We start from the raw sequence: 26,621 nt of genomic DNA on the forward strand, positions 1-26,621 counted from the left end.
CCGAGCGGGTGGAGCCGCGTGTCGTTAAGCGACGACCGAAACAGCATTGGCTACTGACGAAGCCGCGACACGTCTTGCAGGCGCAGCTACGCCGACGGCAACAGCGACGTAAGCGGTGGGCTTAAAGCAGTGCCATTGGGTAGCGTCCCCTTTATCCCCTTTGCTCGGGCCCGCTAAAAAGAAGACGCACCTCACCATCGCGCGTGACGCGCTCAACGTGCCGGCGCCGGAACCTGCCGTGATCGAATCGATAGAGGCATTCCTACGCCGGGTCGCGCGCTTTGACGAACTCCGTTGCCCGCAGTGCCGCACGGGACAGTTCGTCTTCCGGGAAGCGATCGCACCGACCGCGGCACGATCGACCGTGCGTGCCCCGCCCTAATGCGACGTCCGTGGTCGTCATCGTCTCGCCCCCTTCGCGTGCCACACGGCGCCATGAACCGGGTCGTGCCAAACATCCGTAAGCTGCCGTTTGGCGGCACACGAACGCAACGTCGATCACCAGCGCGCCTGCCAGGTAACAATCATCAACCCATTGATCGGCGGTTGATCCTACCCGTTGATCCGTCTCGACGATTGACGACCCACCGGTTGCACCTACAATCCCCATAAGCCCCGCCCGGGTGGGCGGTTTAGTTCAACAAGGTTTATCCGCCGCCGATGCCACTGCGACAGGGTTTGGTGTGGGCGGGGCGGCGGATAAACGCTATTCGTTTCGTTAGGCGTCAGCCAAGAACCCCCGGAGGACCACCAACATGGTCGAGGAACTAGCCAAGTCTGTGAGGCAACAGATTGAGGAGCGACTGTCGAGTCCACTCCTAGGCACGTTCGCTATTTCCTGGTCTCTTTGGAACTACAAGTTCTTCGTCGTGTTGTTCTCCTCGGCATCCGTCACTAGGACGTTCGCGCTGATCGACACGCTAGTCTTTCCTGACATCCAGTCACTCCTGCTGCGCGGACTCCTCTATCCGCTCCTTACGACTGCCGCCTACATCTTTCTCTACCCATATCCAGCGCGAGTCGTTTACCGGGCCGTGCAGATCACGCAGAAGCGATTGGTCGACGAACGCCGTGCCATTGAGGGCCAGACTCTGCTCACGATTCAAGAGTCACGTCTGATCCGAGCCGAGCGCGAGCAGTTCGAAACTGCTCACATCAACGAGATTGACAGAAAGAACAACGAGATCGACCGGCTACGCTCCGAACTTGCCGCTCTGAGATCCCCCTCTCCGCCAACAGCCCCACCTGAACTTCCCGTCGTGTCGCCGCCCGCAGCATCCCCCGCACAGCCCGCAAGCGACACCGACTCGCTTCTTTCAAGACCGGTTGATTCCGCGTCGCTGGCTGCCTACACCAAGTGGAAGTTTCCGCACCTTGAGGTCTCCGAGTCTTGGAACGACAAGGCAGTACGAGACCTCGACAAGTCCCGATACCCAACACTTCGCGAAGTCGATGCAGCGGTTCAACAAGCTAGTGCGGCTGTGAATGCATACCACCTGCAGAAGCCCGAGTGGTTCAAGTACGGTACCGACTTCATCACAAAGTCGCTCGGCTTCGTAGATCCATCCTTTCGTTCGAGACACGCCTTTGCGAAGGAGACCCTCGATGCTTTTTTGCGGCATGAGGACAAACTAGCTTCGCCAAAATCGTGACGCCTAACCCTTCCGTCGAGCGGACACACAACGGCGGGGCACGTTGGTGCGCTTCATCAAGATCGGCGGCGCCGTTGTGTGCCGCTCACGTCAAACGTTATGCATTCTAAAGAAGGAGAACACACCCAATATGCTCCTTAACCTAGCTTCAGGTACCGTATTGCTAGTCGTCAGTTCTGTTCTCGCCTTCTTGGAAAAACCTAAGGAAATGGGTCTCGCTATCTTGGCTGGCGCCATCGGGCTCGCGTTTTCCAACATAGACAAAATCAAGAAATTTAAGGGAGGCGGATTCGAAGCAGAAATGAAAGAAAAGCTTCAGGCTGTAGTGGATAAAGAAACCGAGCCAGAGCCAGAGCGTGTAAAAACTAAAGATGTACGCCTCATTGATGGAGGAAAACGAGCAGTTTTAACCGCGCTCGGAAATCCGAAATACACATGGCGATTCATAGGCGGTCTTGCCGAAGAAACGAAATTAGATAAGGAAATTGTTCGAGCCGCCCTTTCCGAAATGGAGCACATGGGTGTCGTACAGTGTTCTACCGGAAAATCGGGACCAATCTGGAGCCTGACTCCGCTTGGTAGAGAAACGCTGGCAGTACTGCAAAATCAAGACTCAAATGCATAACAAGCCCTTCGAGCGGACGCGGTGTGACAACGGCGCGTTTCCTGCTGTGTCTGTGGCCCGCGCCGCTCAAGGGCAGCGTTGGACATCAAAGGGAACGTTGATCCGTGTTTAAGCAATCTGATGAACTTATCTGCGGAAATAAAGGGGACGCTACCCAATGGCACTACCTTAAGCACGCTGTTCACGCCGCCGCTGCTCTCGGTAAAGTCGTTCGCGAAAGATCAATAGAGATCAATAGGGTCAGACTCGATTGATAATTGCCCCACCCAAGATTACGCTGTCATTTTTTCGCAAGAGCGATCCGTGGCCCGTCTACCCCGCTACATCGTCCCCGGCCAACCCCAGCACGTCATTCAACGAAAAAAAAGGGGACGCTACCCGTTATTCGCAACAATGTAGCGTCCCCTTTATCCCTCTTGCTGTATCTTGAGGAGGGGTGGCTGTCGGGCCGCATCACGGTGTAGGGGCATGGCGCCTAACTATGCGTTCAAGCCGACCTTGCGGACGTCGCGGCAATTTGTTTCCTGAAAGTCTATCGTGCCGCAAGGCGGCTTAACTTGGTCGTTGGGCATAACGAAAAATGAAGAAAATTTATTTTCTACTTTGCGCCACATCTTTTGTCATTACAGGTGGCTTAGCTGCCTTTACAGTTGACCCTGCGTTTAAAAACACGCTCAACTGGGATGTGTGGCCAATACCCGAAGTCGCACAAACTTTTATAAGTTTTTCGAAGTGGGTTTTCTGGAGTAGCATCGCGATTTTTGTTACCCAAATTATTGGGTTAGTCGCATTGCTAAAAATCAAAAAAATATGCGCTTCTGAAACGGTACCGCCCAATAATACGCTCAACCCGACGCCGCAAACAGCGCGGCGCGGGTGAGCTAGCCGTTAGGCTTTGGTTCGTAACACTATCGTCAGGAGATGAAATGCAATACGTAGAGTTGGTCGCAGTCATAGCGGTGCTTCAATTTTTTTCCTTCGGCGCGCTGACCGGACGCGCACGCAGGCAGTCCGGCCTTAAGGCGCCTGCGGTCTCCGGGCACGAGGGCTTTGAGCGTATGTATCGCGTTCAAATGAACACGCTGGAAACCCTAATTGCCTTTCTTCCCGCGCTATTTCTGGCCGCAAAATATTGGTCCACTCCTTTGGTTGCTGGCTTGGGCGTTGTCTACGTGATTGGGCGGCATATCTACTGGCGTGCGTATGTCAGCTACCCGTCAAAGCGCGGAACTGGCTTCATGATGTCAATGCTTCCCACGTTGTTCCTTCTCATCCTGGCACTTGTGGGCATCATCTTGTCGCTGACCGGGCTCAATGCCTAACCCTTTTAATAAAAGGGGACGCTACCCGTTATTCGCAACAATGGATTGAAAAGCATCCCCTTTATTCCAATCCCAAGCAAAAGCCGAAGCATATCCACCGATACCCCCTTTCCCCTTGCGGGAGAGGGTCGGGGAGAGGGGTGATATAACGTTGATAAGGGTTTCCTCTCCCGCAAGGGGAAAGGGAACGCTGCTGTTATGGCGGTGAATCTATTAATAAGTAAGTGCCATTCCACTCTGAGACCTTTTAGTAGCGCCGCGCCTGAAGCGGCGCCGGCGCTCACGGCACCGCCCGCCTTACAGACTGACGTGCTGAGGTTCGCCCGAGCGCGTTCTTCGCTCTTCGTGATGAGTCAGATAGTACCCATGGACCGGGTCATAAAAATGACATTTACGGACAATCTCGAAGAGCTGGTGAAAACTCAACTTCTTTTCACGCACCATGCCCGGGTAGGCGCGCTTTAGTGCCTCCCTGGCACGGGGCAGATTGTAAAACGGCATAATCGGTGCCACGTGATGCGCGGTGTGCACGGAGATATTGTGAGTCAGAAAGTGCAGCCACTTAGGGTAGTTGTAGTCGGTCGTGAGCAATAACCGGCTCGCATTCCGGGTCCAATATTTTATTGGCAGAAACGGCAGCTCGGGTGTCGTGTGGTGCATCAGGGTAGTCGTGCTGAACCACGCGTGAAACGCGAGCCACGGCCCAAGGAAGTAAAGCACCAACCCGACAGGACCCGTAAAGTAAACCAGCGCCGGCAAATACACGGCGGCGAACAACCCCACGATAACGAGCGACCGCGTGGCTTCCTTGCGCGCCTCGCGTTTGGGCAGGAAGCCCGGACGACAGCAATGGTATTGATAATTGACGGTTCCAATCCACCAGAACCACCCGCGCGATGTCAGGTACATCAACCGATCCCATAACGTCACATGCTTAAGCTCGGCCCGCGTCCGGGGCCGCCAATCCGGGTCCAGCTCCAGGCAATTCGCGTGTAGATGATGCAGGTTATGCATGTGACGCCAGCCGTGGTGCGGGAAGAGCAACGGCAACACCACGATATGACCCACAAAACTGTTCAACGTGGGGGAGCGAGAAAAAGAGCTGTGTCCGCAATCATGATTGATGCAGAAAAGACCCCACGCGCCGAGTCCGGCCACCAACCACAAGGGCAGAATCAGGAGCCAATGCGGCGCGTATGCCACGCCCACGAGCGCCCCGATATAAACGCACGCGCTGACAAGAGCACCCAGCATGCCGCGCCACACCTTCGGTTGGAACAACTCCTTCGGAATCGCCTCGATCAACCGTACATCGTCGATTGCTTCGATATTTCGCAACAACATCCGAAATTCGTTGGTCTGCTCAATCGGCAGCTCGGGAGTACGCATGCTATCGCTCCATGAACAATGATCCATATTGGCAGGAACCGCGAAAACGACGCTGCAATTTCTCACAGCCGTTTGATGATGCCGACACCCATCGACACAGTCAACAGAGTTGCGTTACCTGGTCTTATTTCTGGCACTTTCACTCACTGAACAAGAGCGTTGCCGAGTGCAAAGCTCTCGCTCGCTACTATCGGCCGATGAGCCGCAGCGATGTTCTATCTACATACCGTCAAAAGTCGAAGCCTATCCGCCGGTACTTCCTCTCCCGCAAGGGGAGAGGGAACGCCGTTGTTATGGCGGTGAATCCATTAAGTTAAGTGCCAATCGAGTCTGGCCCGAATGGCACTTAAGCCGCGGCACGCTCTAGCGCCCTCCCCCTCGGGGGGGTGAGGCGGAGCTTTCGCCAGTGTCCAGTGGACACTGGCGCCGCCGAACGGGCGCACGTGATATTCGTGCGCACCGGGCGGGAACAGCTGGGGTGGGGGTGGGTTTTTTAGAAACAGGGATCTCGGTTATCGCTGCCATTAAACCCACCCCCCTCCCAACCTCCCCCCTGAAGGGGGAGGAGTCAATCGTGGCATCTGTTGTCGATGGCGGTTAAGTAAGTGGCATTCGAGTCTGGCCCCTTTAGTTCGCTTGCAATACTATCGGTATTAATCAAGGCATCAGGGTGATGTCGGGAGTTCTCTGAGCTTGCAGAGTTCTCTTGTGTTAGTGACTGTGTTTCGTTATTTCAAACAAGGGAGGAAATATGATTTCAAGAAAGGCAGGGTTGATGTTTGTGGCGATGCTGGCGGTGGCCAGGCCTGCATTGAGTGAGTCGGAGGTCGTCTATCTGGATCAAGGCTGGTCTGCTCAGGATCGGGCAGGGTTTTACAACACTCCGCAAGGTTCTTATCTCATTCCTCTCTCCTGGTTTTTGTCGTTGGAGCAGCCCGATAGCAAGGCGCCGTTCAGTACCCCGGCTTATATCCGTCGCTTTAAGTATCTGACAGGTTATGCCGACGCTAGTGCGCCAGAGGGTGACCGCTTGCCCGTGGGATTTGCCATCGAGCGCAATGAAGGCAAGCAAGACTGGATGGGTTATACCTGTGGCGCCTGTCACACCAACGACATCCAATTCAAAGGCGTGCGGATGCGTATCGACGGTGCGCCAACCATGGCGGATTTCCAGAGCTTCGTCACGCAGTTGGGGCGCGCGTTAAAAAAGACGGTAGTTGACGATGCGACGTTTAACCGCTTCGCTCGGCGCGTTACCAAATCGAATGACCCGACAGCATTCGCGGCTCTGCGTAGCGAGCTGGAACAATTCGAGAAGAAGTATTCCGGTTTTATGGCACGCAACCTCACCAGCCACGTATATGGTTACGGCCGCCTGGATGCCTTTGGTTACATCATGAACGAGCTGTATGTCGACGATTTGGGCGCGCCTGAAAACCAGCGCGAACCTAATGCGTCGGTAAGTTATCCGTTTTTATGGAGCACTCCGCAGCACGATTGGGTGCAATGGAACGGTTCCGCGAATAATCCGTTTGGCCGCAATGTCGGCGAGGTGTTGGGCACCTTTGGCAGCGTCGAGTTAAAGGACGTCAGCAAGTTAGGGAAGACCACCGCCCGCGGGCGTGAGCTTTTCGAGCTTGAGCGTCTGGTGACTCGCCTCAAGGCACCCAAATGGCCGGAAGACATCCTGGGCCAGATCGACCACGGGCGCGCCGAAAACGGACGCATGATTTATGCGAAAAATTGCGCATCCTGCCATGCGCTGCCCGACAGCATGGGGCGGTACCCGATGACGCCGGCGGCAGAAAATTATTTTGGCGTGCAGTTCGTGGAAACCCACATGACGCCGTTGTCGGAGCTGGGGACCGATCCGTTAGCCTCGCTGAACATCGCGTTGCGTCCTGCTGCAACGGGCGGCTTGGCGCCTTATTTGCCGGCTCCGTACACTGGGCAGTCTCAACTACCGGCACCGGTATTATTGAGCATCATCGTCGGACTGGCCTCGACCGATGCAGTCCAGGGAATCCAGCCTGTGCTGACGCCCGCGGAGACGGCCGAATTGATTGGCTATCGCGTCAAGGCCCCGGGTTTGCCGCCCTATGAACCGAAAAATATCGTCGCCTACCGGGCACGCCCGCTGGATGGCATATGGGCAACGGCGCCTTATCTGCATAACGGTTCAGTGCCGAATCTCGCCGAGTTGTTAAAACCGTCGAGCCAACGCATCCAAATGTTTTATGCCGGCTCCCGAGAGTTTGACACTCAACGCGTAGGGTTCGACGTGCGCGACTCTGCCGGCAATTTCCGGTTTGATACCCACCTTCCCGGGAATTCAAACAAGGGGCATGAGTACGGCACATGGTTGGGAGATTGGGAGAAGGCGGATCTTCTTGAGTTTTTGAAGACGCTTTAATAAAACGGAAACCGAGGCGCCGACGGTCTTGTCGGCGTCTTGTTGAGAACTAAGGGGGTATAAATCGAGTCTGGTTCCGAATGGCACTTACTTAAGCCGCGGCACGCTCTAGCTCCCTCCCCCTCAGGGGGAGGGCTGGGGTGGGGGTGGGTTTTTTACTCGGTTATCGCTGCCATAAAACCCACCCCCCTCCCAACCTCCTCCCTGAAGGGGGAGGAGCAAATCGTGGCATCTGTTGTCGATGGCGCTTAAGTGCCATTGACTCCCGGCCCTTTTTATTCTTTTTGGATCGCTTAAAGCACTATGACGCGAGTCTTGTAGTTCTTCCAAATAAAGACGCCCCGCTCTGCTTGGGCCTTTCTGTGGGAACAAAATGAATTAAATGGGGCGCTTTCCAAAGTTGTGCAAACGCAGCTTCTTCTAAAACTCCGTCAGTCGAACAGCCAAAACGCCGCACCTGATTAGACAGCGGCCGAGCAAACATTGCCGATTGCTAACCTTCAGGCAAGGTTCCTGCAAGGGTCACTCCCTATCATTACGCAACCTGACCAAAACATGAATGGAGGGACGCGCAATGTTCGAGATACCTGTCTTGGCGAAATGCAGAACTGGAGTATTTGTAACCACGTTAGCTCTGGTCGATCTCCTCATCTGGCAACCAGCGCTGGCAAATGACAACGAATTTAATTCGATTCGCGATAACCAAAAATCTTGCAGCAATATCGCACTAACCATGCAGAAGTCTTGTCGTTACGAGGCCGCCGCTGACTACTGGAAGACCATTTCCAGCTGTACCAATCTATCCGATACGACCGAACAGCAACAATGCCTACAAGAGGTGCGCAGCGGATATAAAGATGCTTGGGGCTTATGCGATCAACAGCGGATAGAACGTCGGAATCTTTGTAATGCCGTCGGCGAAGCGCCTTACGATCCCGACTTCGAGCCGAGCAATTTCGTTAATCCTCTGGAAATCGGCAACTCGGTCACTCCCAATCAGTATTTTCCGCTGGTGCCCGGCAACCGCTGGGTATATCAAGGACGCACCGAAAAAATTACGGTGACCGTCACCAACAAAACAAAATTGATCGAGGGAGTGACCTGCCTAATGATTCATGACCAGGTAGAAAGAAACGGTGAACTGCATGAGGACACCGACGATTGGTACACACAAGATAAGGACGGCAACGTCTGGTACTGCGGTGAGCTGGTACGAAACTTCGAGACATTCAAAGGCGATGCGCCGGCGGATGCGGAACTGGTCGACCTTGGCGGCTCCTTCAAAGTTGGCCGGGACTACGCCAAGCCCGGTTTGTTTGTCGCCACGATACCGAAACCCGGCACGGTTTACCGCCAAGAGGTCGCGCTGGGCGTGGCCGAAGATGTCGCAAAGGTGGTCTCGGTGACCGGCAGCACCAAGGTGCCGGCGAGCTCGTGCGCCAACACTTGCTTGATCACCAAGGAATACACGCCCATCGAGCCGGGTAAGTATGCGCATAAATACTACGCCCCAGGCGTTGGAATTATTTTAGAAGTCAGCAGCGAAGGTGAACGCGTGGAGCTCATTGAATTTAAGACTCGGTAAAAGTAAAACAGCGAGCCCGCGCGGTGGGCTCGCTGCTTATCCGCATTAATGTGCTATCAACATATCAAGGGCGTCAGACTCCATATCAATGGGGCCTGACGCGAATGCCACTTACTTAAGCTCCAACCCCCTAATGTAAAAAACAAAAAGCCCGGTAGGATGGGTGAAACCCATCATCATTCAAACTCACCGACCGCCAATTCCTGTTCTGTTCCGCCAGCCCACTCAACGGAATAAATGCCGTCCCGCACATGACGATGAAACGTCGAATGCGGCCAATCGCGCACGCGCTTCACATAGCCGTGTTTGACCGGATTGTAATGAATGTAATCGAAATGCCGTTGAAGATCCTTTTCATCGCGGATTAGGTGTTCCCAAAAACGACGCTGCCAAATACCGCGCTCGCCCTTTGACTGACGGCTTACCGAACGTCGCTCATACGGTGGATAGGTTGCTGAAAATGTTGCCTTGAGCCGGCGCCAGCGGTTGGAATAATCGTTGTCGCCGGCCGGCAACGTCCACAGTGCGTGGAGATGGTCAGGCATGACGACGATGGCATCGAGCGTAAACGGGTGCGCCTTAATTTCCTCCCGAATTATTCGTTTCAGGATATCGATCCGATCAACCAGATCCGTTCGGTGACGCTCGGCCAGATTGACGGTGAAGAAATATGTTCCACCTGGCACATTAGCGCGGCGATAGTCGGTCACCGTCGTTTGATTTCCTGTTGATGGGTTTCACCCATCCTACCGGGCTCACCGACAGACTGGTTACCCGAATTCTGATATAACCGCTTGAATCAGGATTCCCAGTTCATCAACCACTGTGCCAGGCTGACGTAACATGCAGTCGATAAATTTATTCTCGGTAAAGTCGCTATTCGTCGAACTCTTGTTCGACGGAACTATTGTTGCGAGTGGAACGGGCTTCGTGGTAGATGCGCCGCTTGGCCCATTACTTATAACGGCAAGACACAACGTCACAGGAAAGCATCATCAGACGAATAAATTGTTGTCGTCGACAGGCGGGGTTCCGAATCAAATTGCGATACTTCAAGCAAATGTGTCGAAGGATGCGACTGAGATATCCTGGGTCCGATCGATCGCCCAGCTTCTTGATCAGGACGGAAACCCGCTTTGGTATGAACATCCTGTGCTCGGAGACAAAGTTGACCTGGTCGCTATTCCATTACCGACCGTTGACGGAATTAGACCATATAAATATTCGTTAGACGGAAAGGGGGAAGTGCAATTCAACGTCGATCCGGCCACTCCTGTAAACGTCGTTGGATTCCCTAGAGGGTTGGGTGCGAGTGGCGAAATGCGTCCGGGGCTTCCGCCGATAGCGGTCTGGATCAGTGGGTTCGTTGCGACCGAGATCAACTTCGACTTCGACGGTATGCCGATGTTTTTGATCAATTGTCGAACCACAAATGGGCTGTCGGGTGCTCCGGTTATCGCGTATCGTCATCCGGGTTATCCAATTCAGATTGGTAAAAACGTTGAAACACGAACGTCAGCGTGTTTTAGGTTCCTTGGGATTTATACCGGGAGGGACACAAAGGATGGAGACATAGGGTACGTGTGGAAAACATCGGTAATTCGCGAATTGGCGGCGAGCGTTAGTGCTAGTTGAGGCATCTGTCACGCTGGCGCAATTCCAAAAACGCAAATGAAGTTAGCTCAGACCATGGTTTAGGATTAAGTCTGTCCCCAATTGTTTGCGTACCGCAGAAATCTTACTGGCGTTGAAAGCAATTACTCGCTTAACAACTCAGCCACCGCCCGCAACCGCTCGATCTGTTGTGTAATAACTTTCACGATCACAACAATCGGAATGCTAAGCAGCATGCCCCACACACCCCACAGCCAACCAAAGAACAGCAGCGCAATAAATATCGCCGCCGAGTTCATGCGTGCCATGTGTCCGGTCATCCACGTTTGCACGAACGTACCGACGGTGGTCGCAATCGCGAGCGATGTGCCGGCGACGAGCATCGCGTCCGAGAACGCGTTGAACTGAACGAATCCGGCCATGCCGGTAAGACCGGCAGTGACCGCGGGGCCGAAGTAGGGGATCAAGTGCAGCACGCCGGCGGCAACCGCCCACGCGCCGGCGTTTTCGAGGCCGATGAGTGTGAACGCGATCCACGTTACGATGCCGAGTAGCACGTTGGTGACGAGTAGCATGAGCGTGTAGCGCTGAATCGATTGGTTGATGTCGTCGAGGATGACGATAGTGATCTTCTGATGCGACAGCGACGGCCCCGCGAGACGCACCAGCTTGCGCTTGAAGGTACCGCCCGCGAGTAGCAAGAAATACACGAGAAAAATCACCATCGCAATTTGCCCGAGCACGCCGATGGCGCCGACCGAGCTCGTTAACAGCACACTACTCAGCCGGAACATCGGCGGTTGCTCGAACACGACTTGTACTTGCGGCACGTCGGGATCCGGCGCTTCGACCGGTTTCGTCGGGTTCGTCGCATTCTCCAGCGCGCGGGCGGCGCTTTCCACCTTTGCCATGTTGCGTCGTTGTTTTTGCTGCAAGGACGCGAGGCCATTGGAAATCTTGCTGCTCGCCGACGGTAATTGATTGATGATCGTCTGCACTTGCCCGCGTATGGAATAGGCGCCGAACACCAGTGCGCACAGCACGCCGATCATGACGATCGTTGCGCCGAGTGGCCGCCAAATCTTCAGCTTTTTGAGCCCGGTAACGAGCGGGTTCAGCGTGTAGGCGATGAGGATGCCGACGAGCAGCGAGACGAAGAAGCTTTGCGCCCAGTCGAGGATATAAATCAGTGCCACGGCGGCGATAATGTTGACGGCGATGCCGCGTGGTCGGGTGCGCGGTTTGCGAGTGGCGGTCGGCGTGATTTCTGTTGCCGTGGGCATGTCGGCTGGGTTTTGCATGCGTAAGGTTGACCGAGTTATTGGTAGTTGGCCCGATTGGGCCATTTCGCCACTAAAATTATAGCGAGGCTTGGGCAAAGCGCCGGCTTTGCTGATAATGGCGTGGTTGTGCCCGAACAGTGTTAGCACCTAGTATCCCGAGTCATTAATTCATTAAAGAATTCCCGGATGCTTGATGCTGCGTCTCCCTCTCCCCATGCGGGAGGTGAGGCGGGGTTTTCGCGAACACACTTAACGTGTGTTCGCGCCGCCGAACGGGTGCAGGTGATTTTCCTGCACCCAGGTGGGAATACAACAAGGGAGAGGGGAAAGTTATAAGGTTCCCCCCTCTCCCCCGGCCCCTCTCCCGCAAGGGGAGAGGGGAGTGGCTAGCGATACATTTATTCAACGAATTAATGACTCGGGACACTAGGGAGACGACATGAAACCGACACCTCCACTCTCCGATACTAAGGAAACGGTCGAAGACGCCGTCGATAAACTCGCCCAAACCGCGCGCGACATCGTCGATCGCGTGGCCAAAGCCGCCAACGATGCGGCGCGCGAGGCCAAGCCCGCCATCGACCGCGCGGACCAGTTCGCGCATAACATGGTCGACAAAGCCGCGGCCGGCACGGCCAACGCCGCCGACTGGTTGGAAGGGCAGGCCAACGAGTTCAACATCGATAAAGAAAAACTCGTCACCGATGTGCGCGTCTATATCCAACAAAACTCGCTCAAAGCGGTCGGCGTCGCATTTGCCGTGGGCCTTCTCATTGCTCGGATGATTCGTTGAAAAGCGAACGCGAATCGGATTCGCCCGAAGCGCCGGCCGCGGGCGGAATATTCGCGGCGATCACGAATGCCATCTCATCGGCGCGCGATGTCCTAACGAATTTCGTCGAGCTAGCGACGCTCGAGCTGCGCCAAGCGGGGCACACGCTGATGTGGCTCGTCGCCATCGGCATCGTTGTCGGATTCGCCATCATCGGCACATGGACCGCGCTCATGGTGATGCTGGCCCTGTGGATGGTCTCGCTCGGCGTGAGTTGGCTCGCCGCTTTCGCGGGCGTCGCCAGCTTGAACTTGTTGCTTGCGATCGGCGGCGTTCTCGTCGCCTTCAAGCTCAGCCGCAATCTCCTGTTCCCAGCAACGCGCCGCCAGTTGCGTAAAACGCCGGCCGATTCTCCATGAGACGTAATTCGGAAATCGCGCTCGCCGAACGCAAGCTCGAACAATCGAAACAACAACTACGCGATCAGATCGCGCAAGCAAAGTCGCAAACGGTTTCGAGCCAGATGCAGCCGGCTTATCTGGTCGTTGCCAGCGTCGCGGCCGCGGCCGTCGTTGGCGTATGGGGGTGGCGCAAACGCCGTCAACCGGTATCGGAAAACCCGTCGCCATCGTTTCCGTTGCGGAACGTCGTTATTGCATTGTTGCTACCGATCGCGCTGCAGCTGTTCGCGAAACTGCTACGCCGAGCAGTTTCGCGCAGGATATAACCAATGTTTAAGTTCTTGCCTAGTACCCGGCAACTTTTCAAAGCATTGGCATTCGATTCCCGATGAATCGAAGGACATGCCGATATTCCATTGCGAATTTCCTGCTGGCGTCCGGCGTCGCTTGTGGTAGCCCATTTTCCATTCTGATACTTTTAAGCCTTATTCTGAGTCATGGCAGAGTCGCCCAAAAGCCTCTACTATTTCCCGCGCGTAATTAAAATTCTGGGTGGTGAAATGAAAAAAGCTCGTGCAGTAATCCTCTTTGTTTTCTTCGGTGTAACCCTAGTTGGGTGTGCCACTGAATCGCATCGTGCGCTCGAGGTGGAAAAGGTCGCCTCGGCGAATACGCCCTACACTGGCCAAAAGGCCACCTTGGTGGTTGGCAAGTTCGACAATCGCTCGAGTTACATGCGCGGGCTGTTTTCGGACGGCGTTGATCGTCTCGGTGGTCAGGCCAAGACGATTTTAATCGGCCACTTGAGCCAAACCGGCCGCTTCCATGTTGTCGATCGCGATAACTTGCAAGAAATGGCGCACGAAGCGTCCATAAAAAACCAGCCGCAGAAGCTCAAGGGCGCCGACTTCGTGATAACGGGTGACGTTGCGGAATTCGGCCGAAAAGAAGTCGGCGATGTTCAGTTGTTCGGCATCCTCGGTAGTGGTAAGAAACAAGTGGCTTACACAAAAGTCATTCTTAACGTTGTCGATGTGCAGACGTCGGATACCGTTTATTCGGTGCAAGGTGCCGGTGAATATGAATTGAATAGTCGCGAAATCATTGGCTTTGGCGGCAGGTCGGGCTACGACTCCACGCTCAACGGCAAGGTGTTAGATCTCGCCATGCGTGAAGCCATTAACCGCCTGGTCGAAGGCATCGAACAAGGAAAGTGGAAGCCGGTTCAGTGAGAAAGCACAATAGGGCGCTTCGCTGCGGCTTGGCAGTCGTGTTGTTGGTGTCATTGGCGGCGTGTACTACACGACCGTCGATTTACTCGTGGGGCGGGTACGAGAACGTCGTTTACAACACGTACAACGATCCCGGTAAGACTCCTCCGGAAGCCGCCATTGAACAGATGGAAAGAGATTACCAACGAGCGCGCGCGCAGAATAAACCGGCCCATCCCGGTTTCCACGCGCAACTTGGGTATCTTTACTATCAGGTCGGCAAAGTGGATGCGGCCCGTCAGGAGTTCGCAACGGAAAAAGCCAATTTTCCAGAATCAGCGGTATTCATGGATCGCTTGATCGCCAACCTTCAAAAAAAATGAAAACACAATCACTGAAGGTGCGACTTATGCGAATGAAGGGCCTGTACGTTCTGCTTGTCGGAGGGCTCTTGGTCGGCTGCGTAACTCAGCCGACCTATGACTACACGAACTACCGTGCTCACTTCCCGCGATCGATGGTGGTGCTTCCTCCGCTGAATGAGACCACCGACGTAAGAGGTACCTATAGCTTTCTTTCCTCTATCACGCGGCCGATTGCGGAAATGGGGTATTACGTGTACCCCGTTGTGTTGGTCGATCAGTTGCTCAAGGAAAACGGCCTGCCAACCCCAGGCGAAATGCACCAGGCGCCGCTGCGTAAAATCAAAGACGTTATTGGGGCAGATAGTGTTTTGTATATAACGCTGAAAGAGTATGGAACGAAGTTTCAGCTATTGAGCAGTGTTACCAGGGTGGTGGCTAACGCTCGACTGGTTGATACCGCGACGGCAACAACGTTGTGGGAAGGAACGCTGGCCGCTCAGGACGACGGTGGAAACAACTCAGGCGGCGGACTTGTCGGCGCCATTATAAATGCCGCCGTGAAACAAGCGCTCGATAACTCATTGGACAACGGGCGTAATGTCGCGCGTTTAGCCAATATGCAGCTAATGAATCAAAACCGAGGCCTGCTTTACGGCCCGCATCATCCCCAGTATGGGATGCCATAAGTGTCCACGGCACGCGTGATCTGACTGCCGGAGGAGTGGGGGTTCCGTTCCGAATGGCACTTACTTAAAGCAAAAGCCGAAGCCTATCCACCGACACTCCCTCTCCCCTTGCGGGAGAGGGCCGGGGAGAGGGGTGATATAACGTTGATAAGCGTCCCCCTCTCCCTGTCCCTCTCCCGCAAGGGGAGAGGGAACGCTGCGGTTATGGCGGCGAATCTATTAAGTAAGCGCCATTCGGTTCCGTTCCGAATGGCACTTACTTAAGCAAAAACCGAAACGTATCAGCCGCCACTCCCTCCCCCTCAGGGGGGTGAGGCGGAGCTTTCGCGAGTGTCCAGTGGACACTCGCGCCGCCGAACGGGCGCACGAGATTTTCGTGCGCACTGGGCGGGAACAGCCGGGGTGGGGGTGGGTTTTTTTGCAGTAGCGATCACAACCCACCCCCATCCTGTCCTTCCCCCTGAAGGGGAAGGGACCTGCTAATAAGTTCGGGGTCGGTCAGTTTAGTAACATAGTCGAGTTAAGTAAGTGCCATTCGGTTCCGTTCCCTTTATTTCCGCATTACTCATCACGCCAATGACGACCAGATCGAGATCGGCCGCTCGGCGGGCAGCGGAGCAGTCGGGTAAGTTGGAGATAACAAGAACGCCTGCGGGCGCCCTTATGTTTTATTGAGAATAATTTCTGGTGCGGCGTCAACCAAACCGAGCCACGGTTCGACGCTAAACAGCGCGATAATTTCGTCGGCGACGATACGCACGCGCGCCGCACGCCGCACGTCCTCGTGCATGACGATCCAGAGTTTGCGTTTCACTGGGCACGGTTCCGATTCGACGCGGACCAATTCTGAACATTGTTGTTCGAAGTAATCCGGCAGAACGGTCACGCCAATGCCGGCGGCAACGGCCCGGAATAATGTGCTCAGGTCGTTTGTGCGCAAGCAATAACGCCGCGTACCTCTGATCTTATCGAGCCACTGTTGTTGCGGCGTGTGTTGCAGGCTGTCGTTGTAGCCGAGAAATTCCCATTGCGGAGGCGCACGCTCGGTCAGATATTGTGTGCGTGCATACAAGCTATATTGGATCGTCGTCAGCAAACGCACCACGAGTCCGGGCGCGGTAGGGCGGCGGAAGCGCAGAGCGATTTCGGCTTCGCGCCGTGTCAGGTCCGCTTCACGCGGTTCACCCAGTAGTTCGATCTTGATATCCGGCAGGCGTTGCAGCGTGTCTCGCAGGTGCGGCGCCAGCAAATACGCCGTGAGCGCCGGCGGCGCCGAAATACGAACGACGCCGCTCAGCGTCGCCGAGCCGGCGGCGGCGCGTATCAAGGCGTGCATTTCCTCTTCGAGCCGACGTGCGTGCGGAACCAGCGCGGCGCCTTCTGCGGTGAGCGACCAGCCTTTCGGAAATCGATCGAACAGACGCACTGTCAGTTGTGCTTCGAGGGCGTCGATGCGACGGGCGACGGTCGTATGTTCGACACCGAGTTCGCGGGCCGCGCCCGACAGCGTGCTCGCGTCGATCAGCGCCAGAAAAAACCGCAGATCGTTCCAGTCAGGTGAGTTCATTGTGCAATTATGCACGGACTATGTGCGCGGGCCGCTAATTTAGTTAAGGATTTCCTCCGTGTATCGTTTTGTGATGAATGCGGCGTGCAGGATTGTGGATCCGACGCCGACATCATCACTCGTAATTACATTTTTTCGCGGAGAAATATCATGTGGTATTCGTATACCTGCAAACGCATTGCGTCGGTCAGCATGACCGGGACACTACTCGTTATGGGAGCGTCGGCGATGGCGGCACCCGACCAAAGCCTCTCGTTAGAAGGCACATGGATCATGGCATCGGCCTATGAAATCCATGCTGATGGAACACGCACCACGAACTACGGCGAGCATCCCAACGGTCTGTTAATGGTGGATCAGAACGGGCGCTACTCGATACAGATTTTCCGACCCAATAGACCCAAGTTCGTCTCCGGTATCAAGACTAGCGGTACCGCCGAGGAATATCGCGCCGCGATCCTTGGGGCCAGCACCAATACCGGGCGAGTCGTTGTTGATCCGGCTAAGCATCAACTGCTTTTTACGATCGACACGGCAGTCTTTCCCAATTGGGAGGGAACCCAACAGGTGCGCGATTACACCTTCAAAGACGGCACTTTGACCTATCAAGTGCCCGCCAGCGCATCGGGCAACGGCACGGTTGCCTATTCCATTTGGCAACGCGTACCGCAGTGATGCGATAGCGGCGGCGGGCGGTTAAAGAAACGACATAAAGTTTTAGGTATTTCGTATAATCGACATCCGGGTGTAAAAAAAATTAACTGATATAGAGGGGGGGCGTCATGCGTATTCATGAAGTGAATAAGAGCCATCTAAAATCGGCCGTGCTCGCGGTTGGTGTAACATTGCTACTCGTCGCTTGCGGAGGCGGTGGTGATGGTGACAGCGGTAGTACTAGTAGCGGCGGTGACGATGTCGCCTCCGGCCCGTCGAATACCGTCACACTCGAAGTTCGAGTTCCGCAAAGTTCCATCAACGTACTGTTCTCTTACCAAATTGGTTCCGGATCGTGGCAAACCAAAGCGCCGGTGATTGCGTCGGACGCTACCACTCACGTCGATACCTACACCTATACATTTACGGTAGGTGCTAGCGACGATCGTTACGGGATAATGGCGGTTTGCGCCAGCAGCACCGGTTCTGTCGGCGAGCTATTTCAAGCGACGACGCGGGAGCTCACGCGGCGTTCGGTAAACTGTTCGGACAAGCGGACATTTAATGGTACGGTCAAAGCCAACAACGTTAGCTATCCAACATTTGTTGGGCTCGATTTGTTTGGCGTAACTTCTCTTAGCGCGGATCACCACAGCTACACATTCGATGCCATTGGCCTAATTCCAGGCCGGCATGTGCTCGCCGCGACCAATTGGTCGAGCGGCTTCAGCAGTGCGCCGACTGTCTACATAAACAGAAACGTAACGATTGATGGCGCGACGGTGAGCCTGCCGGAGATCGACTTCGCCACCGGGGCTGTCGCCAATGGCGGCATATACACTGTTACTGCCACCGGAGCGCCCGCATTCATGATGAATACAGGCGGCGGTGTTCGTCTCGGTGCGACGCCCCAGGTTCTTAGCATCGGCAACGCGGCAGTCAATACCGGCAGCGCCAGTAACGTTTACTACGCGTTGGACAGTCGCCAACTTCAAGCGGACGATCGCTATAACCAAGTCGCTGCGCAATGGGATCAGACCGGCAGTGATGTACGCCAAGGATTCAACTATTCCAAAGCTCCTCGGGGCTACGACTTTACATTCCCGGCCGCTGTTGCGCCCCCAATTATGGGCGCGCCCGATTCGACATTGCAGTTTTCGTTCTCACCCTATAGTCCCGGCGGCGCCGATCAAGTGGCGACGAGTTATCGCTTCATAATGGCGAATCTCGATGCGAGCGTTAACAGCAGTTTTACGGTTTATCTCACGCGCGGTTGGCTCGGCCCGGTCGATCCGCACACGAATGTGCATGTCTATTCGTTTCCGGATTTCGCCTGGTTAACCGGATGGAACAGTAGCCGGTTCACGCCGCGCAATCCGAAGTCAACGGATGTGTATGGCGTCCACTACCGTGACTTTTTTGAGGCCGACAGCGCCGCGACCGTCGTGAATCCTTTCGACCTCGTCGAAGGTTTCAATAACGGCGACACGCCAATCACCGAAGGCGCGTGGTCGGTTGCGTCGCGATCGGGCCCGTTTTGACGAAGCCCTCTTTCGCGATGTTATCCCGCTCGTATAGTTGCGTGTGCGAGCGGCTCCTGCATCTTTGTCCCATCGCTGTAAGCGCGATCGGCAATCCATGCGGCACCGCACTTTGAAGTCGAGTAGCCGCGGACGGTTGCCCGTCCGCAGCCCTCCAAGAACCGTGCTTGATACTTTCGCATCACACGGCTCGCATCTTACAAAGGCCAGTGATGAGCCGACCCGGTAACTCAGCCTCGAGTGACCTTCGCAATACGCCTTCGCCGCCGTCATCCGTCTTTGTTGTCAAAGACGTTGAGGACGCACCCGCCGATACCCTGGCCGTCATTTGCTTTTCCTCACGAGGTCGGTTCCGCAAACTCTCTTGCGACGTAAGACCCGTCCGACGTGGGCGCACTTTTGTGCCGGGTGATGTTTCAACCCGTATCCGGACCATTACCGTCTGGCGTTCGCTTCTTCGGACATCCCAAGCCCGCACCGCCATGGGTCAACCTCACGGCTGACTGTCCTCACGTCGAGGAGCGATACGGGGTTTCCACGTTCCGTGTTGTGAAGTAATGTCGGGTTAGGCGTCGGCTTTCGACCGGGAGGTGTGTGGGTCACGAAGTCATAGTGCCAAGATGGGCTTCCCGCCTCCTCACCGTTTTGGTTCAAGCGCGATGTTCTGGCCGCTTTCGCTTGTCTAAGTTTACGATCTTTATCGCCGATTCAGATATCTTCGCCCTACCAACTCGCTCGCACTCACCCAGCTTGTGGCTACCAGGAGGGTCGTTTGCTCACGCGCGCGGCCCCACGTCTCTCGACGTTTCGTGACGTTGTCAGGGTCGCACTTTATTCAGACCCGTAGCGTCACCGGGTGACACCGGTGGTCCTCTCCGTCCTTGGGACGACAACTTCAGACACAGCCTCGTGTCGCACTGGCACTTACTTAATAGATTCACCGCCATAACAGCAGCGTTCCCAATGGCGCTACCTTAAGTGAATATCCCCTCTCCCCGCTTGCGGGGAGAGGGCGAGGGAGAGGGGTGCGTGAAGTATCGATGGTTTTACTTTCACCCCCTCTCCCTAACCCTCTCCCCCGAAAAGCACGGGGGAGAGGGAATAAGAGGTAATGGGGCGTTACTTGAAAATCGTTAAGGTAGAGCCATTGAGTAGCGTTCCCTCTCCGGCAAGGGGAGAGGGAGTATCGGCGGATAGGCTTCGGCTTTTGTTTAAGTAAGTGCCATTCGCGCCTAGCCCCATTAGTAGTTTGGCTCCTTTAGTAATTCTGCATTTCCTTCGGCGCAGCTGCTGCAGACGACGATCGGGCGCCGACCACCCAGCAGGCCGCGTTGAAGCGGACTTCAGCGCCGTGCACATAGTGATTAAAGGCGGTGCGAACCGTGTCGATGACTTGGCGGCGAGTCGGTTCGTCCACCTCGTGAAGGATACGGCCGACGGGACCGAGCCGGGTTAGGTAACGGACCAGCTCCTTCTCCGGAAAGCTGCAGGCAACATCGATCGGCCGGATGTCGATCTCGGTCCAGCCGCTCTCGTCGAGTAGGCGGAGGACGCGGTTCCGGTCGGCGAAGGCAAACTGCCCCGGCGCGTCCGGCTGGCGCACGGGGATGTTCGGCAGGAGCGGTGCGGCGGCACGCTCGGCCGTCGTCATGAAAGGATTTTCCGCCGGACTCCGCCAAGCGATGAACCGTAATTCGGCGCCGTCGCTCGCGGCACGCCGCAGGTTCGCAAAGGCGCGAACGAAGTCGTCGAAGAACATGACGCCGAAGCGCGAAATGATCCTGTCGAAGCTTGCCGGCTCGAACGCGTGGATCTGCGCGTCGGCGAGGATGAAGCTAGCCGGCGTACTTTCCTGTTCGGCGCGGGCGCGCGCCGCGGCGATCATCGGCTCCGAAATGTCGATACCGATGCAGCGGCCGTTCGCGCCTAGGCGCCGCGCAACGGCGCGCGTTGTGCTGCCGGTACCGCAGCCGACGTCGAGTACTTGGCGCACAGGCCCGGCGCCGACCGCGTCGACGAGCAGATCTTCCAGCGGCTTGAACATCCGGTCTAGCAACTCCTGCGCCTCGACCCAGGCGCGACCGGCGACGCCGTTCCAAAGCGTCGTCTGCTCGTAATCGGTCTGGCGCGTAACATTCATGATCGTCTCCTTTGTTTGCTTTCAAGAATCGAGCGCTACACTATGCCACTTCAAGTCGACTTGAGGTCAAGCGAATGAGCGACCTAGACATAACAGAGGTGGTGCAGCGTGCCGGCGTTACAGCCTCGACGCTGCGATTCTATGAAGAGAAGGGACTGATCGCGTCTACCGGCCGGCGCGGCCTGCGCCGGTTGTTCGATCCCGGCGTGCTGGAACGGCTGGCGTTGATTGCGCTGGGGCGCACCGCCGGCTTCTCGCTCGATCAGATTGCGCTCATGTTTGCGCCGGACGGCCGGCCGCGCATCGACCGGCAGATGCTCGCGGCCAAGGCGCAGGAGCTAGACGCGACGATCCGCAAACTAAGCGCCATGCGCGACGGCCTGCGGCACGCCGCTGCTTGCCCCGCGCGGAGCCACATGGAGTGCCCTACCTTCCGTCGCATTCTGCGGGCCACAGCGTTTCGAACGAGTAGAGCGCAAAAGAAGAAGGCGCCGCCACCGCGGAACTAGTTCCAGAAGTGGCAAGTGATGATGTTAGCGATGGCGACTGGTGGGTGACGCAACCGGAGGGTTACGGAGATGCGATGCACGAACGACATCGTGATCAGAATACCGATAGTGATTAGCTTTCTGTCGCAATTTCGCACCGGCTTTTTGCCGGCGCGAAAGCGAAACGGGCATTAATTAATGGGCGTGTTCCCCTTTGGCCAGCGCAAGATGGTGCAGTTGGTGATGCGCGCCGCTCACCATCAAACCCATGAACCCGAGACCGCGCAGGTGGCTGACATCGTCGGGATTGCTGGTGGTGACAACCAAACGTACCCCGCTCGGAAGCGGTTTTGTCGTTGCCTGCCAGTTTGGCAATCCGTTCATCTGGCTCGCGTGCGCCGGCATCACGCGGCGGATGGCGGCAAGTGTGCGCCCACTGCCGATCACATCGATTTGTAGGCCACCATCGACGTTGTGTGTGATCGCCTTGGCGCGTAGCGCGATCTCGTTCATGTCGATGAGATGCTCACGTAGTGCTTCTATATTGACCTTGCTCCAGTCGGTCTTGGGGTCGGCCTCCAGCAGTCGGACGATTTCCTGAATGGCGCCAAAGGCGTCTTGGCCAACCATGGTGGGTACCGTGGCGTCGTTATCGTGCATATGTTGCGCGTGATTGGCGGCAGTGTTCGACGCCGTTTCCTTGAGCTCCACCACAATGTTGCGTCCTTCGGTGGTCCCGATGTTTGCAACTTCCAGAGTGACTGCTTCGCTGAACGCTACGTCCCCGGCCTTCCAGCTGTATTCTTGCGGTTGTTTTCCTTGGTAGGTGATTCGTTCTTGCAGGGGGTTCAGGAAATAGTTCACTCTCGGCGGATGCGAATGCATCGGCAATTTCTCTCCCGGTTTCGTGCGCGTCTCTAGAACCCGGACTCGGTCGTTTTCGAACAGTACTTTGGTATTGTGGGGTGCAATCCTGAGCATATCGTCGGCACCGGCAGATACCGCAGCGTCATTACCCTGCATAGGCTGAACGTGATTCGCGGGCGTGTCCGACGTCGTCGCTGTGTCGTCCGCGAAAACCACTCCCGGACTGACGACGATACCCGTCATCGCTATTCCGAAAATGCTTGAAAATACGTTCATTCTATTTAGCGCCTTCATTCAGTTTCTCTTCGAGGGGTTAGTGAGAAGCGCAATCAAAACATCGGCGCGTAACGGCGGGATAACGAAAAGCGCCGTTTTTGTAACGGGACAACATCAGATGGGTGCCTGTTACAGTGGCGTTACAAATTTCTTCTGATCCATGCGGGCTTTTTGGGTATAAAGAGCACACGGTGCAACCTGACCATATCCTTATCGTCGATGACGATGCCGAGATCCGCAATTTGTTGCGCGAGTACATCGAACGCAATGGTATGCGCGCCACGGTTGTCGCCGATGGGCGCGAGATGCGCGCCGCCCTCACGCGCGCTGACATCGACCTCGTTGTGCTGGACCTGATGTTGCCGGGTGAAGACGGGCTCACGCTGTGCCGTAACCTGCGCACGCAATCGGGCATCCCCGTCATCATGCTGACCGCGTGTGGCGAGGAGACCGATCGGATCGTCGGACTTGAGATGGGAGCGGACGATTATCTGCCGAAGCCGTTTAATCCACGCGAGTTGCTGGCGCGCATCAAAGCGGTGCTGCGCCGCGGGCAGTCGTTATCGCGGTTGCCGCCGCGGCACTCGAAACTTTGTTTCGCCGACTGGACGCTCGATACCGCTGCGCACCAGCTCACGGCGGGCGATGGCGTACTGGTTCCGCTGAGCGCTGGCGAGTACCGCTTGCTGCGAGTATTTCTGCAACACTCAAACCAGGTATTGAGCCGCGATCAATTGCTCGACCTGACCCGCGGTCGCGAGGCGTCGCCGTTCGACCGCAGCATCGACGTCCAAGTCGGCCGATTACGCCGGCGACTTGGCGACACGTCGGCCGAGCCGTTACTCATAAAAACCGTACGCGGCGGCGGATACATGCTGGTCGCCACCGTGACCGAGTCCGCATGATGCGCTGGTTCCCGGCATCGCTATTCGGACGTCTGATGGTCGTGTTTCTCGTCGTCTTGCTCGCCGCGCAATTCATCAGCGCTGCCATATTGCTGCGTGATCGCGGTGCGGTGGTTTACGAGGCAAGCGGCTTTCATACGGCACAGCGCATTGCCGATGTCGTGCAACTCCTGGAGGCGCTTCCTCGCGACCAACGAGGTGTCGTCTTGCGGGCCGTCAACAGCACGAGCTTCGGCGTCTCAGAAGTAATGACACCGGGACTGGCGGAAACGACCGATGTCCACGCCGCGCATTTGCGCCAGTTGCTGCATCGCGCGCTTGCCGACGAGCGCAGGCTCATCGTTGCGGTGACGCACGTCGATGCCATCGATCCGGATGAATCAATGAATGTTTCGCATTACCCAGCGACTACAACTCATTGCGCCGCGTTTGCCGTGCAACTGCCGTTGCGTGATGGTCAGTGGGTCGTGTTTACTCAGCGTCTTCCGCCGGAGCAGTTCACTTGGCCGGCGCGGCTCTTGGCGGCACTCGGAATTTTGTTGGCCGCCGTTCTTCTGGTTTCGTTCATTGCCGTGCGCTGGATCACGCGCCCGCTCGCCGCCCTTAGCCAAGCGGCCGACGGGCTCGGTCGCGACCTTCGCCGTGCGCCATTACCCGAAACCGGACCGCGCGAAACGCGCTTGGCGGCACAGGCGTTCAATGCCATGCAGTCGCGCCTGCGCGGCTATTTGCAGGATCGCGAACGGCTGCTCGCCGCGGTGTCGCATGACCTCAAAACACCGATCACACGGCTGCGTTTGCGCGCCGAGCTGCTCACCGATGAGACGCTAAAAGAAAAATTCGTACGCGACCTCGGCGAAATGGAAAGCATGGCCGCTGCCACGCTGGAATTCATGCAGACCGCGTACGACGGTGAGGCGTTACAGTTGATGGATATCAACGCGCTGCTCGAAAGCATGCAAGCCGATCGTGAAGAAATGGGCCAATCGGTGATGGTCGAAGGGCAGGCGTACGCGCCTTATCCGGTGAAGCCGATAGCACTCAAACGTGCGCTCGCCAATCTCATCGACAATGCGATCAAGTACGGCGTGCGCCCCGTGATTCGCGTGGAAGATTCAGCGACGCAGCTGAGTATCGTGGTCGCCGACGAAGGTCCCGGTATTCCAGAGAGTTTGATGGAGCAAGTCTTCGAGCCGTTCTGCCGGCTCGAACCGTCACGTAGTCGCGAAACCGGCGGCGCCGGACTGGGTTTGAGCATTGCGCGCGATATCGTGCATTCACACCGCGGTGAGTTGGTCCTGCGCAACCGTTCGATCGGCGGCCTCGAAGCAATACTGAGGTTGCCACGATAAGCGATAAAGCGTTACCGGGGTCGGAGTGGAATGGCACTTACTTAACTCGACTATGTTACTAAACTGACTCACCCCGAACTTATTAGCAGGTCCCTTCCCCTTCAGGGGGAAGGACAGGACAGGATGGGGGTGGGTTGTGATCGCTACTGCAAAAAACCCACCCCCACCCCGGCCCTCCCCCTGAAGGGGAGGGAGTATCGGCGGATATGCTTCGGCTTTTGCTTATAAGTGCCATTCGGGTCGGAGTGAAGTGGCACTTACCTTAAGCAAAAGCCGAAACGTGTCCGCCGCCACTCCCTCTCCCCTTGCGGGAGAGGGCCGGGGAGAGGGGTGATATAACGTTGCTAATGACTCCCCCTCTCCCGCAAGGGGAGAGGGAACGCTGCTGTTATGGCGGTGGAATCTCTTAAGTGCCATTCCACCCCGATCTCTTTAGTTATTAGTTAGACCTAGCCTAAACCCTGTAAAGTAGCGGCCCATTCAATTCCGCTGTGGTAACGATGAGAACACCTGAAGGGCTACAACCGTTGCTGGATGACGGCATTGTCGATGAAGTGTTGCGCCAGCTCAAAAGCGGCAAGGAGGCGTCGGTCTATGTCGTGCGCTGCGGATCGGAAATTCGTTGCGCCAAGATTTATAAAGACATGGGCCAGCGTAGTTTCCAGCAGCGCGCGCAATATCAGGAAGGGCGGAAGGTGCGTGGCAGTCGCGACGCTCGCGCCATGGCGAAGGCCACGCGTTACGGTCGCAAGGAGCAGGAAGCGGCGTGGAAAAACACCGAAGTCGACGCGCTGTACCAATTGGTGGCGGCGGGCGTGCGTGTACCTCAGCCCTATGGTTTCTTCAGCGGTGTGCTGATCATGGAGTTGGTCAGCGATGCCGAAGGCTATACCGCACCGCGGTTGGGTGAAGTGGAGTTGTCACCGGAACAGGCGCGCGCGTACCACCAGTTTCTGATCGGCCAGATCGTACGCATGCTCTGCAGCGGCCTGATCCACGGCGATCTCTCCGAGTTCAATGTGCTGATCGGGTCGCACGGGCCCGTCATCATCGATCTGCCGCAAGCGGTGAACGCCGCCGGCAACAACAACGCGTTTACGATGCTGGCGCGCGACGTGAAGAACATCACCGATACTCTCGGTCGGTTCGCACCGGAACTCCTGGGGACTCAGTACGCCGCCGAGATGTGGGCGTTGTTCGACCAGGGAGAGCTGACGCCTGACACTAAGCTCACCGGGAGCTTCATCAAGGACGAGATGTCGGCTGACGTGGGTGATGTGATGCTGGCAATCGACGATGCGCGCGACGAAGCGATACGGCGCGAGCGCGGTCGCGATGAGGCAAGGTTTGCCGACGGGAATTGAGTCGATGCTTGTTGTCTCTTATTCCCTCTCCCTCGTGTTTTCCGGGGTGGGCGAGGGGAATGGCACTGACTTAAGCAAAAGCCGAATCATATCCGCCGCCACTCCCTCTCCCGCAAGGGGAGAGGGAACGCTGCTGTTATGACGGTAAA

At 56.3% G+C, this 26,621-nt stretch carries 25 protein-coding genes and 1 pseudogene; 19 read left to right on the top strand and 7 right to left on the bottom strand.

Going from position 1 to position 26,621, the window contains the following annotated elements; genetic code table 11:
• Positions 1-262 precede the first annotated feature (262 nt).
• Positions 263-610, bottom strand: coding sequence for a hypothetical protein (locus HY308_09145; GenBank protein ID MBI3898447.1), 348 nt, complete (start codon positions 608-610; stop codon positions 263-265).
• A 145-nt stretch (positions 611-755) separates the two neighbouring features.
• Here HY308_09145 and HY308_09150 point away from each other — a divergent pair, with 145 nt between their 5' ends.
• The 4 genes from HY308_09150 (at position 756) to HY308_09165 (ending at position 3,599) form a co-directional block, all read left to right on the top strand.
• Positions 756-1,652, top strand: coding sequence for a hypothetical protein (locus HY308_09150; protein ID MBI3898448.1), 897 nt, complete (start codon positions 756-758; stop codon positions 1,650-1,652).
• Between the two features lie 43 nt (positions 1,653-1,695).
• The gene (locus HY308_09155; GenBank protein MBI3898449.1) at positions 1,696-2,277 is read left to right on the top strand and encodes a hypothetical protein; all 582 of its coding nucleotides are present in this window, start codon (positions 1,696-1,698) and stop codon (positions 2,275-2,277) included.
• A gap of 580 nt (positions 2,278-2,857) precedes the next feature.
• Positions 2,858-3,157 carry a hypothetical protein gene (locus tag HY308_09160; GenBank protein ID MBI3898450.1) on the top strand — a complete coding sequence of 100 codons (300 nt, stop codon included), beginning with the start codon at positions 2,858-2,860 and terminating at the stop codon, positions 3,155-3,157.
• Positions 3,158-3,203: 46 nt separating this feature from the next.
• Positions 3,204-3,599: an MAPEG family protein gene (locus HY308_09165; GenBank protein ID MBI3898451.1), complete on the top strand. Its 396-nt coding sequence runs from the start codon at positions 3,204-3,206 to the stop codon at positions 3,597-3,599.
• A gap of 297 nt (positions 3,600-3,896) precedes the next feature.
• On the opposite strand, the gene HY308_09170 is transcribed toward HY308_09165, so the two are convergent.
• A complete protein-coding gene (locus tag HY308_09170) occupies positions 3,897-4,988 on the bottom strand; it encodes a fatty acid desaturase (GenBank protein ID MBI3898452.1) in 1,092 nt (363 codons plus the stop codon).
• A gap of 751 nt (positions 4,989-5,739) precedes the next feature.
• Between HY308_09170 and HY308_09175 the strand changes: the two genes are divergently transcribed.
• Entirely contained in the window at positions 5,740-7,401 is a 1,662-nt protein-coding gene (locus HY308_09175; GenBank protein ID MBI3898453.1) for a cytochrome C, read from the top strand.
• A gap of 733 nt (positions 7,402-8,134) precedes the next feature.
• Entirely contained in the window at positions 8,135-8,986 is an 852-nt protein-coding gene (locus tag HY308_09180) for a hypothetical protein (GenBank protein ID MBI3898454.1), read from the top strand.
• A gap of 176 nt (positions 8,987-9,162) precedes the next feature.
• Here the strand turns inward: HY308_09180 and HY308_09185 are convergent, their stop codons facing one another.
• The gene (locus HY308_09185) at positions 9,163-9,696 is read right to left on the bottom strand and encodes a transposase (GenBank protein MBI3898455.1); all 534 of its coding nucleotides are present in this window, start codon (positions 9,694-9,696) and stop codon (positions 9,163-9,165) included.
• Between the two features lie 133 nt (positions 9,697-9,829).
• On the opposite strand from HY308_09185, the gene HY308_09190 reads away from it, so the two are divergent.
• Positions 9,830-10,621: a serine protease gene (locus tag HY308_09190; protein MBI3898456.1), complete on the top strand. Its 792-nt coding sequence runs from the start codon at positions 9,830-9,832 to the stop codon at positions 10,619-10,621.
• A 122-nt stretch (positions 10,622-10,743) separates the two neighbouring features.
• On the opposite strand, the gene HY308_09195 is transcribed toward HY308_09190, so the two are convergent.
• Positions 10,744-11,946 carry an AI-2E family transporter gene (locus HY308_09195; GenBank protein MBI3898457.1) on the bottom strand — a complete coding sequence of 401 codons (1,203 nt, stop codon included), beginning with the start codon at positions 11,944-11,946 and terminating at the stop codon, positions 10,744-10,746.
• A 376-nt stretch (positions 11,947-12,322) separates the two neighbouring features.
• Between HY308_09195 and HY308_09200 the strand changes: the two genes are divergently transcribed.
• The 6 genes from HY308_09200 to HY308_09225 all read left to right on the top strand — a co-directional run bounded on the left by HY308_09200 (position 12,323) and on the right by HY308_09225 (position 15,318).
• On the top strand, positions 12,323-12,676 hold the full coding sequence (locus HY308_09200) for a hypothetical protein (GenBank protein ID MBI3898458.1): 354 nt from the start codon (positions 12,323-12,325) through the stop codon (positions 12,674-12,676).
• Positions 12,673-13,074, top strand: a complete 402-nt coding sequence (locus tag HY308_09205) for a phage holin family protein (GenBank protein ID MBI3898459.1) — start codon at positions 12,673-12,675, stop codon at positions 13,072-13,074. Before HY308_09200 ends, HY308_09205 begins: the two co-directional genes overlap by 4 nt.
• Positions 13,071-13,382, top strand: coding sequence for a hypothetical protein (locus HY308_09210; GenBank protein ID MBI3898460.1), 312 nt, complete (start codon positions 13,071-13,073; stop codon positions 13,380-13,382). The genes HY308_09205 and HY308_09210 overlap by 4 nt, the downstream gene beginning before the upstream one ends.
• Positions 13,383-13,616: 234 nt before the next feature.
• Positions 13,617-14,288 (top strand): CsgG/HfaB family protein, encoded by a 672-nt coding sequence (locus HY308_09215; protein ID MBI3898461.1) that lies wholly within the window; start codon positions 13,617-13,619, stop codon positions 14,286-14,288.
• Positions 14,285-14,650: a DUF4810 domain-containing protein gene (locus HY308_09220; GenBank protein MBI3898462.1), complete on the top strand. Its 366-nt coding sequence runs from the start codon at positions 14,285-14,287 to the stop codon at positions 14,648-14,650. The genes HY308_09215 and HY308_09220 overlap by 4 nt, the downstream gene beginning before the upstream one ends.
• Positions 14,647-15,318 (top strand): DUF799 family lipoprotein, encoded by a 672-nt coding sequence (locus HY308_09225; GenBank protein MBI3898463.1) that lies wholly within the window; start codon positions 14,647-14,649, stop codon positions 15,316-15,318. Before HY308_09220 ends, HY308_09225 begins: the two co-directional genes overlap by 4 nt.
• 661 nt (positions 15,319-15,979) lie before the next feature.
• Here the strand turns inward: HY308_09225 and HY308_09230 are convergent.
• Positions 15,980-16,885 (bottom strand): LysR family transcriptional regulator, encoded by a 906-nt coding sequence (locus tag HY308_09230; GenBank protein MBI3898464.1) that lies wholly within the window; start codon positions 16,883-16,885, stop codon positions 15,980-15,982.
• A gap of 192 nt (positions 16,886-17,077) precedes the next feature.
• Here HY308_09230 and HY308_09235 point away from each other — a divergent pair, with 192 nt between their 5' ends.
• Together HY308_09235 and HY308_09240 are read left to right on the top strand one after the other, a co-directional pair.
• Positions 17,078-17,560 (top strand): lipocalin-like domain-containing protein, encoded by a 483-nt coding sequence (locus HY308_09235; protein MBI3898465.1) that lies wholly within the window; start codon positions 17,078-17,080, stop codon positions 17,558-17,560.
• A 107-nt stretch (positions 17,561-17,667) separates the two neighbouring features.
• A complete protein-coding gene (locus tag HY308_09240) occupies positions 17,668-19,080 on the top strand; it encodes a hypothetical protein (protein ID MBI3898466.1) in 1,413 nt (470 codons plus the stop codon).
• 1,258 nt (positions 19,081-20,338) lie between these two features.
• On the opposite strand, the gene HY308_09245 is transcribed toward HY308_09240, so the two are convergent.
• Positions 20,339-21,220: a methyltransferase domain-containing protein gene (locus HY308_09245; protein ID MBI3898467.1), complete on the bottom strand. Its 882-nt coding sequence runs from the start codon at positions 21,218-21,220 to the stop codon at positions 20,339-20,341.
• A gap of 74 nt (positions 21,221-21,294) precedes the next feature.
• Between HY308_09245 and HY308_09250 the strand changes: the two genes are divergently transcribed.
• Positions 21,295-21,729, top strand: a complete 435-nt coding sequence (locus HY308_09250; GenBank protein ID MBI3898468.1) for a helix-turn-helix domain-containing protein — start codon at positions 21,295-21,297, stop codon at positions 21,727-21,729.
• A 174-nt stretch (positions 21,730-21,903) separates the two neighbouring features.
• Here HY308_09250 and HY308_09255 read toward each other — a convergent pair whose 3' ends face one another.
• A complete protein-coding gene (locus HY308_09255; protein ID MBI3898469.1) occupies positions 21,904-22,851 on the bottom strand; it encodes a hypothetical protein in 948 nt (315 codons plus the stop codon).
• A gap of 197 nt (positions 22,852-23,048) precedes the next feature.
• Between HY308_09255 and HY308_09260 the strand changes: the two are divergent.
• The 3 genes and pseudogenes from HY308_09260 (at position 23,049) to HY308_09270 (ending at position 26,472) form a co-directional block, all read left to right on the top strand.
• Positions 23,049-23,756 (top strand): annotated as a pseudogene (locus tag HY308_09260) (response regulator).
• On the top strand, positions 23,753-25,108 hold the full coding sequence (locus HY308_09265) for a HAMP domain-containing protein (GenBank protein ID MBI3898470.1): 1,356 nt from the start codon (positions 23,753-23,755) through the stop codon (positions 25,106-25,108). The pseudogene HY308_09260 and the gene HY308_09265 overlap by 4 nt, the downstream one beginning before the upstream one ends.
• Positions 25,109-25,608: 500 nt before the next feature.
• The gene (locus HY308_09270; protein ID MBI3898471.1) at positions 25,609-26,472 is read left to right on the top strand and encodes a serine protein kinase RIO; all 864 of its coding nucleotides are present in this window, start codon (positions 25,609-25,611) and stop codon (positions 26,470-26,472) included.
• The last annotated feature ends 149 nt before the right edge of the window (positions 26,473-26,621 follow it).

Source organism: Gammaproteobacteria bacterium (assembly GCA_016199745.1).
In the GTDB taxonomy this organism is placed as follows: Bacteria; Pseudomonadota; Gammaproteobacteria; order Acidiferrobacterales; family Sulfurifustaceae; genus JACQFZ01.

Bases quoted from the DNA above. Each gene is read 5' to 3' on its own strand.
- HY308_09145 (MBI3898447.1), bottom strand. From the start codon at position 610: ATGGGGATTGTAGGTGCAACCGGTGGGTCGTCAATCGTCGAGACGGAT.
- HY308_09150 (MBI3898448.1), top strand. From the start codon at position 756: ATGGTCGAGGAACTAGCCAAGTCTGTGAGGCAACAGATTGAGGAGCGA.
- HY308_09160 (MBI3898450.1), top strand. From the start codon at position 2,858: ATGAAGAAAATTTATTTTCTACTTTGCGCCACATCTTTTGTCATTACA.
- HY308_09165 (MBI3898451.1), top strand. From the start codon at position 3,204: ATGCAATACGTAGAGTTGGTCGCAGTCATAGCGGTGCTTCAATTTTTT.
- HY308_09170 (MBI3898452.1), bottom strand. From the start codon at position 4,988: ATGCGTACTCCCGAGCTGCCGATTGAGCAGACCAACGAATTTCGGATG.
- HY308_09175 (MBI3898453.1), top strand. From the start codon at position 5,740: ATGATTTCAAGAAAGGCAGGGTTGATGTTTGTGGCGATGCTGGCGGTG.
- HY308_09180 (MBI3898454.1), top strand. From the start codon at position 8,135: ATGCAGAAGTCTTGTCGTTACGAGGCCGCCGCTGACTACTGGAAGACC.
- HY308_09190 (MBI3898456.1), top strand. From the start codon at position 9,830: ATGCAGTCGATAAATTTATTCTCGGTAAAGTCGCTATTCGTCGAACTC.
- HY308_09195 (MBI3898457.1), bottom strand. From the start codon at position 11,946: ATGGCCCAATCGGGCCAACTACCAATAACTCGGTCAACCTTACGCATG.
- HY308_09200 (MBI3898458.1), top strand. From the start codon at position 12,323: ATGAAACCGACACCTCCACTCTCCGATACTAAGGAAACGGTCGAAGAC.
- HY308_09210 (MBI3898460.1), top strand. From the start codon at position 13,071: ATGAGACGTAATTCGGAAATCGCGCTCGCCGAACGCAAGCTCGAACAA.
- HY308_09215 (MBI3898461.1), top strand. From the start codon at position 13,617: ATGAAAAAAGCTCGTGCAGTAATCCTCTTTGTTTTCTTCGGTGTAACC.
- HY308_09225 (MBI3898463.1), top strand. From the start codon at position 14,647: ATGAAAACACAATCACTGAAGGTGCGACTTATGCGAATGAAGGGCCTG.
- HY308_09230 (MBI3898464.1), bottom strand. From the start codon at position 16,885: ATGAACTCACCTGACTGGAACGATCTGCGGTTTTTTCTGGCGCTGATC.
- HY308_09235 (MBI3898465.1), top strand. From the start codon at position 17,078: ATGACCGGGACACTACTCGTTATGGGAGCGTCGGCGATGGCGGCACCC.
- HY308_09240 (MBI3898466.1), top strand. From the start codon at position 17,668: ATGCGTATTCATGAAGTGAATAAGAGCCATCTAAAATCGGCCGTGCTC.
- HY308_09245 (MBI3898467.1), bottom strand. From the start codon at position 21,220: ATGAATGTTACGCGCCAGACCGATTACGAGCAGACGACGCTTTGGAAC.
- HY308_09250 (MBI3898468.1), top strand. From the start codon at position 21,295: ATGAGCGACCTAGACATAACAGAGGTGGTGCAGCGTGCCGGCGTTACA.
- HY308_09255 (MBI3898469.1), bottom strand. From the start codon at position 22,851: ATGAACGTATTTTCAAGCATTTTCGGAATAGCGATGACGGGTATCGTC.
- HY308_09265 (MBI3898470.1), top strand. From the start codon at position 23,753: ATGATGCGCTGGTTCCCGGCATCGCTATTCGGACGTCTGATGGTCGTG.
- HY308_09270 (MBI3898471.1), top strand. From the start codon at position 25,609: ATGAGAACACCTGAAGGGCTACAACCGTTGCTGGATGACGGCATTGTC.